The following is a 7,121-nucleotide window of genomic DNA, read 5'->3' on the forward strand; positions in this document are numbered from 1 at the left end:
TTCCGGTACAACTTCCCCAAGACCTAACCGGGCCGGACGGGTATGAAGCCAGCCGCAGATAATCCTACGAGAGTAGGACGCGTTGTCTGACTCGATCTTCGCGGAGTTCCGTCGCCGCCTCTGGTTACCTCCACGTGCCCACGGTGACATGATCGAGGACCGCACCGTCAGTTTCCTCGAGCTCTTTTACGACCTGGTCTACGTCGTGGTCATCGCGAGAGTCGCGCATACCCTGGCCGGCGACATCACCTGGCGGAGCGTCGGAGAGTTCGTGGTTGTCTTCGGGCTCATCTGGATGGCCTGGGCGAACGGAACCCTGTACCACGAGCTGCACGGGCGTGAGGACGGACGGACCCGAGCGTTCGTGTTCGTCCAGATGCTGCTGCTGGCGATGCTGGCGGTGTTCGCCGACGAGGCTGCCGGAAACTCCGGGAGGCAGTTCGCCATCGTCTACGTCCTTCATCAGGCGGTGCTGTGGTGGCTCTGGTTCTCGGTACGCCGCCAAGATACCGAGGAGTTCATGGACGTCACCCGCCGCTATCTCACGGGCATGATGGTGTCTATCGGGTTGATGATCATCAGCGCGGTCGTCCCCGTCGACGCCCGGGTCGCCATTTGGGTCTTCCTGGTTCTCCTGTGGTTCGCATCCGGAGTGTGGCTTGGTCGCTCCGAGGCTCTGGAAGCGGGCATCCGCGCCACCGACTCCATGGTTGAGCGCTTCGGCCTGTTCGTCATCATCGTCCTAGGAGAGGTGGTGGTCGGCGTTGTCGATGGCCTGTCCGAGGCCGAACACAACACACGTTCCATCGCCACCGGGATGATCGGTTTGTGTGTCGGCTTCGCCTACTGGTGGACGTACTTCGACTTCGTCGGCCGTCGACTACCGATCGACAGGGGACCGACCCGGACGCGGTGGATGTTCTTGCACTTCCCCGTCACCTCCTCGATCGCGGCGGCAGGCGCCGCGATGGTGAGCCTGATAGAGCACGCCGGCTACGAACATACGCCCTCTGCCACTGCCTGGCTCCTAGCCGGGTCAGTGGCCTTGGGCCTTCTCGCGCTGATCCTCAAGATGCGGACCCTGGCGGACTACGACCGAATGCCCACCATCTACAGGCCGCTAACTCGCGTTATGGTACCCGCGGCGGTAGTCGCCCTCATCACGGCGATCTGGGCGCCAGCGCCATGGCTCTTTGCCCTCATCATCGTGGTCATACTGCTAGCGGTGTGGCTCTTCGCCGTCAGTCGGTGGCTAGGTCTGGACGACCCGGAGCCGCCAAGTCCCCAGGGTGAGCCGTAGCTGATGGCTACCCAACCACTGAGTCCAAGGGACGGGACTCACCACCAGAAAACTCAGAGATCGTAGACACCTGAGGGTGTGGAATCATGCGGGCCAGGCCCTGCTGGTTCATCGCGGCGATCGCGGTGGCCTTCGCGGAGTGGTCCGGCTGATCATCCGGCCGGGGAACACCGTTCTGATGTGTGGGACCGAGTTTACAACCGACCGCAATGACCTCGAGACTGCAAGTGCTGCTCAAACCGGACCCATCAAACGGATGAGGAGGATGGCCGTCCTCCTAGGAGCGTTCGCGGCCAACTGTGGCCCAGGTGATCGTCCTAGTCGTGATCGGGAAGCACAGGTCGAAGCGGTCGGGATCGGATGACCGGGGGTGTTACCGACTTGATCCGGCTGCATGTGGCGGTAGCCGGCGGGTTGTCGGCTCGCTGATGGATCGTCACCACTCCTCCGACCCGGTGGTTGAGTTTCAATCTCGGACAGGCACCGGTGACCACCCGATTAAGGTCTGGCCTTCGTCCGTGATCTGGATTGGGTTGGTCCCGTTTGTACCCGAAACCCAAACACCCGCATCATCACCAACCAGACGCGGTACCTGAGCCGGGTGCTATCAGGAGACCACCCTTCGAACCAGCTGTCTGTAGTCGTGATCCGTCGGCGGTCGCCGCCGTCAGCATTCACAACCCACAGACCCTCATCAGTGCCAGACCAGACGTGGTACGCGAGCCGGGCACCATCAGGAGACCATGTGACAACCGAGCCATCGGAGGTGGTGATCTGTACCGGGTCGCTGCCGTCAGAGTCCGCAGCCCACAAATCCTTGTCATTACCCCAACCGACTCTGTAGCCGAGGCGCACCGCCGACCGCTCACGAGAATGGGCTTTGTGGGAGCGCCCAGTTTCGGAGGCGTAACGGGCAATCCCTTACCCGCCAGGTTGTACAGCCCGATTACGTAAACGCCCATCTGAGCGCGCGTAACAGCCGCAGCCGCCGAAGCTTCAACAGCGGTAGGTACCACCCGCAACGCTACCAGACACTCCACAGCACGGAACAGCTCCGACCCGCCCCACTCCGGACAAGCATGACCGCCCTCCTCATGATGTTTGCGGTACAACACATTGTCCGGTACAAGAACCGCGAGATCTCAAACGCCTTCAGCGGAGTCGCCAGGTCCGTAGGTGTCGGCGCTAACGCCCGACGCGACGCCCAGTCCGTACAGGCAATTAATGTCCTTGGCGTTGGTTGAGTCGGGGGCGATGCCGGTGAACGGAGACACCACTCCCGACGGGCACTCCTGTCCTAACACGTCTCGCCAGAGCCGCACCAGGAACGACGCCAACTGCCCACGGTTCAACTCGCGATCAAGGCCGGATGAGTCTTCGCCTCTGCCGACCGACAACCCCAGCGCCCTCATGCGCAACAAGCAATTGGCGCCATAATCAGCAGCGCCTACGTCGGTGAACTACTCCACCCCAGACGTGTCGCACAATCCCGCGCCGCGCTCCCGTCTTTGTTGCGCCTCCGTGGGCGTAGACACCCCGGCGGTGGCGGCCGCTCCGAGCAGCATCACCAACGCGAGCAATACCGCCATCCATCTCGCTGCGTCCTTACCGATAACTGTACCTCATCGGGGAATCGGGGCTGCTTATGGCGGGTTTAATGGTTCCTTACTTTGGGGGCGCCGTGGCAGTGGGGGCTAGGCCCAGCATTCGTTCAGTGCCTGTTCGACTGTGATCGACGGGACTCCGGGGGTCGGGTGTTGGGTGACCAGGGTCACGCCTGTGTCGTGGAAGTCCAGGCCGGGGGTGTTCTCCGGTGTCCTGCCTGTTTTGGAGTATTCGACGATCGCGTCAACTCCGAGGGTCGCCATTTTGTGGGGATACTGCATCGATGTGGCGTCGATCTCGCCTGTGGCGACACGGCCTACTCCCTCACAGCTCCCGTCGATAGAAACGATCAGGACGTGGTTCTCCTTGCCTGCGTCTTCCAGCGCCAAGAACGCGCCGGCTGCGGCGGGCTCGTTGACCGTGTACACGACGTTGACTTCTGGATCTTGCCGTATCAGATCTTCCATAGCGGAGCGCCCTCCGGCTGCCGTGCCCATGGTGACAGCGCGCCCTACGATACGAGGATCGTCTTCGTCGTACATCGTGGTGGGGTCTCTGATGTCGACACCGAAGCCGCTCAGGAAGCCCTGGTTGCGCATAACATCCAACGTGATCCGGGCCTCGGACCCGTCCAGCGTAACGATCCTGACCGCAGGTACCGACACATCGGTCCTCGCCCGCGCCCATGCGCCTATCAACTCACCAGCCCTGAAGTTGTCCGTGGCGAAGGTGGCGTCAACAGAGTCCGGCGGGTCGAAGAGGGTGTCAAGCGCGATGACCAATACACCAGCCTCTCGCGCCCTTCTCACTGTGTCGATCAGAGCGGCCGGATCCGAAGGCGTGATGAGAATACCGGCAGCGCCGCTGGCGACCAGACTCTCGATCGCTTCGACCTGCGTCTCCCAGTCCCCGTCGTAGCTGCCGGCCACAGCGCGCAACTCGACACCCGCCTCTTCGGCTCGGCGGAGCGCGGCGTCTCGCATCGTCACGAAGAACGGGTTCGCGTCGGTCTTGGTGACCAGCCCGATCATCAGCCGATCCTCAGCGGCAGGACTCGTCACGCATCCAGCAACCAACACAGCAACCAGCGCCCACGCCGCCCCTATCCGTGTCAAACGTCGCAAAACAGGAACACCCTAACCGCCATACCAGCCGGTCCTAACCGGGCCCGCCAAGACGGAGTGGATGCCGTCACGGCGACCCGGCGTCGCAAGAACGTCGTGCAAGCCCGATCGTTCTCCGAGATGCTGGAACGCACCCTGCGCCACTACGAGAACCGAGTCATCGAGGCCTCCCAGGTGATCGAAGAACTGATCCAGCTGGTCAAAGAGATGCGTGAGGCCAACGCTCAAGGCGAGAAGCTCGGACGCACCGAGGACAAATATGGCCTTCTACGACGCTCTGGAAACCAACGACAGCGCCGTAGCCATCCTCCACGATCAGGTCCTGCGAACCATTGCTCAAGAGCTGGTCGAGAAGGTCCGCGACAACTGACCATCGACCGGACCTTGCGGGAAGACGTACCCGCCCGCCGCCGCGTTCTGGTCAAGCGCACCCTCCGCAAGTATGGCTACCCATCCGACAAAGCAGGAAAAGGCCACCCAAACCGTCCTACAACAGGCCGAAGTCCTCTCAGAGGCCCGGGCCGCCTAGCCCCCGCGGGGCCGGTACCCTCGTTAACGACAGCTCCGCCGAGATTGTATGCGATGTGCAATCCCCCCGGTTTGTACTTTGTACACAATTCGTCATGTGCCGGATTCTGGGCTGTTTCAAGCCCGTTGTTCCGTGACTGCTTGTCTAGCGTGTGAAGGGTACGTATCCGATAGGCGGAGGTTGCTCATGATCCAGGTGATCCGGAGGGTGTTCGTGGCGATCGCCGGAGGGCTGATGGTCCTTCTAGCTGTGGCCGGCTTCGCCCTCCCCGTCATTCCGGGCACCGCGCTTCTGGTCGGGGGTTTGCTCCTGTGGTCGACCGAGTTCAGGTGGGCTAAGGAAGTCCTCGCAAGGGTTCGTGCCTGGATCACGGACCAGTCTTCCAAGGGGAAGGACGGGGAGGGCCTCCGCTTCCGGCACCGGACCGGAACGGCCGGGCGCGCACATAGGGCCGAGTTCGGAGTCACTCATCGGCTCGGATGACCACGGACCCGATCGCTTCGACCGTGGCCACGGCCTACAGTCCGAGAGGGTCGGGCGCGCCGGTTCGGGTGCCTCCAACCGGATCCGCCATCCTGCGGCCGGTAGGCATCGTTGAAGGTAGGGCGAGTTGACCGAGGTTCGGGAAGCGGATGATCGCCGCCCGGTTTTGGCGCTCCATAGTCGGGGCAATAGTGCGCTGGTTGTGGAGGCTGGTAGTGCTTCCCGGGTTCGGTGGGTCTGCTCGCGGGCTGTTCGGCTGAGGTGGACGTGGACTCCGCCGAGGTCTCCGGGGACGACTTGAGGCTGCGGCTCAGGTTGCAGATCTGTAACCCAGACACACTGGGTTAAGACAAGGGTGGTGGATGTCGGCCATCGTATCGAGGTGGCAGTGTCCGCTACGCCTGCCGGACTGCTAGGTGGCCCGGAGTGTCAACATCAGGTGATAGTCGCCCTGCCGACACCGTTAGCTGGCCGTGATGTGTTCGATAGGTCGTCTCGCAGTGTGGTATAGATTGGGCTGTCGCCTATATCGTGGCCGTATGATCGGGAGCGGTTCACGGTGGTCGACTATGAGGCGGCTCTCGCTGCGATGGTGGCCTGTCTTGAGGCCGGTGATCCGCTGATAGACGCGGAGGTTGTTGATGATCTGGATTGGCCTACCTACGACTGGCACAAGCCGAGGTATTAACGAGGTAACATGTCGGCACCGGTTGTCTCCGAGTGCTTCCCGGCCGTCTCCGAGTGATTCGATGAGCATCCGGAGCCCCTACGCGGCTAGGTCGCAGTCCGGACGCGATTCGCTTGCAGCAACTGGCGACACCAGCGATGGGTGATCAACGCTGGCCCTCGTGCTGCTGATCTACTTCGTCTCCGCTAGATTCGACCCGGACCGTCGACCGCTTCACGATCGGATGGCTGGCACCATCGTGATCCGCGAGCCGGCCTGAGGCACGAACGGACACCGGTGCCCGTGTGAAGGCCACGAGTGGCCGTCCGGTTCACCCGTGTCGACAGCGGGTAGCATTGGCGAGAGTGCGGATAGCCACGGCGTCGGTGGAGGGGTTGGTTTGGGCTTGGCGGAAGATCACGCGGCGGGGACCCTTGCTGGCTTAGCGGCTCGTGCTCACTCTCGGTACACGACTGTGGAGGCGGCGGCGACGGCGGCCCTCCGGGACGCGATACTGACGGGAGTGTTCCAGCCCGGCGAGCGGCTGCGCCAGCAGCGTCTGGCCGAGGATCTGATGGTGTCACGGGTTCCGGTCATTGGCGCTTTGCGGGCGCTCGAACAAGAGGGGTTGGTGACGCTCGTCCCTCATCGTGGAGCGACTGTGCGCATCCTTGAACCCGCCGAGATCCAAGAGACTTACCAGCTTCGCATCCTGTTGGAGACCTTCGCGTTGCGCAAAGCACTGCGGCGTATCACGACGCCCGAAACCGGAGAGTTGGCCGACCTCGCTCGCGAGATGGACGCTTCGGGGGACGGCGACCGGGCCGCCAGGCTCACTGAGCGGTTCTACCAGCGTATATACGCCATCGCCGGCTGTCCCCTCACCGCTGACATCGTGTCACGACTCCGTGCCAACGTAGGTCGCTACTGGCTGGGTCTCAGAGTGGTGCCCAAGCATCATTTGGCGCATAGCGTGATCGTCGATGCCATCCGTTCTGGCGACTCCGCGAGGGCTGAGCAGTGGATAGCCGATCACCTCACCCGAGTGTCATCCGAACTACAGCAACGGATCAGGAGTACCCGCCGTAGGCACACCGATGCCTCCACCTGATACCGGTACCGATCGAAGGCTTAAGCGGCCATGCGTTCCGGGTCAACTCCACATGGCGCTTACGGGGACCGCGCGGATGCGGTCGGCGAGTCGGAACACCGCGGGCCGGTGTGGAAGAGCACGCTGGCCAGGACCGGTTGTAACCGATGGAGCGCTTCGGTGCTCGCGTCAAGCGCAAACTATGGGCAGCTACGCCGCAACACCGACCGAAGCACCCCACACCGGCTAGCCCGACTTGCCAACGCGATCACGTTCATCATAACCACCAAGCCCATCGACTGTAGAACCGCTGGACCCCACCA

6 protein-coding genes and 1 pseudogene are annotated in these 7,121 nt (G+C 62.7%); 4 read left to right on the forward strand and 3 right to left on the reverse strand.

What is annotated here, in order from left to right; all coding sequences use genetic code 11:
- The first annotated feature begins 82 nt into the window (after positions 1–82).
- The gene (locus OXK16_12655) at positions 83–1,300 is read left to right on the forward strand and encodes a low temperature requirement protein A (GenBank protein MDE0376794.1); all 1,218 of its coding nucleotides are present in this window, start codon (positions 83–85) and stop codon (positions 1,298–1,300) included.
- Between the two features lie 1,142 nt (positions 1,301–2,442).
- Here the strand turns inward: OXK16_12655 and OXK16_12660 are convergent.
- The 3 genes from OXK16_12660 to OXK16_12670 form a co-directional block, all read right to left on the reverse strand.
- Positions 2,443–2,697, reverse strand: a complete 255-nt coding sequence (locus OXK16_12660) for a hypothetical protein (GenBank protein MDE0376795.1) — start codon at positions 2,695–2,697, stop codon at positions 2,443–2,445.
- Between the two features lie 63 nt (positions 2,698–2,760).
- Complete coding sequence (locus OXK16_12665) at positions 2,761–2,889, reverse strand: hypothetical protein (protein ID MDE0376796.1); 129 nt, start codon at positions 2,887–2,889, stop codon at positions 2,761–2,763.
- Between the two features lie 105 nt (positions 2,890–2,994).
- The gene (locus OXK16_12670; GenBank protein ID MDE0376797.1) at positions 2,995–3,936 is read right to left on the reverse strand and encodes a substrate-binding domain-containing protein; all 942 of its coding nucleotides are present in this window, start codon (positions 3,934–3,936) and stop codon (positions 2,995–2,997) included.
- Positions 3,937–4,104: 168 nt separating this feature from the next.
- On the opposite strand from OXK16_12670, the pseudogene OXK16_12675 reads away from it, so the two are divergent.
- From OXK16_12675 to OXK16_12685, 3 genes and pseudogenes are all read left to right on the forward strand, one after another.
- Positions 4,105–4,558: pseudogene (locus tag OXK16_12675) on the forward strand (DUF3387 domain-containing protein).
- A 186-nt stretch (positions 4,559–4,744) separates the two neighbouring features.
- A complete protein-coding gene (locus OXK16_12680; protein MDE0376798.1) occupies positions 4,745–5,041 on the forward strand; it encodes a hypothetical protein in 297 nt (98 codons plus the stop codon).
- A gap of 1,142 nt (positions 5,042–6,183) precedes the next feature.
- Positions 6,184–6,819, forward strand: coding sequence for a GntR family transcriptional regulator (locus OXK16_12685; protein MDE0376799.1), 636 nt, complete (start codon positions 6,184–6,186; stop codon positions 6,817–6,819).
- The last annotated feature ends 302 nt before the right edge of the window (positions 6,820–7,121 follow it).

This window comes from bacterium, from assembly GCA_028821235.1.
GTDB lineage: Bacteria > Actinomycetota > Acidimicrobiia > Spongiisociales > Spongiisociaceae > Spongiisocius.

Bases quoted from the DNA above. Each gene is read 5' to 3' on its own strand.
- OXK16_12665 (MDE0376796.1), bottom strand. From the start codon at position 2,889: ATGGCGGTATTGCTCGCGTTGGTGATGCTGCTCGGAGCGGCCGCCACC.
- OXK16_12670 (MDE0376797.1), bottom strand. From the start codon at position 3,936: ATGATCGGGCTGGTCACCAAGACCGACGCGAACCCGTTCTTCGTGACG.
- OXK16_12680 (MDE0376798.1), top strand. From the start codon at position 4,745: ATGATCCAGGTGATCCGGAGGGTGTTCGTGGCGATCGCCGGAGGGCTG.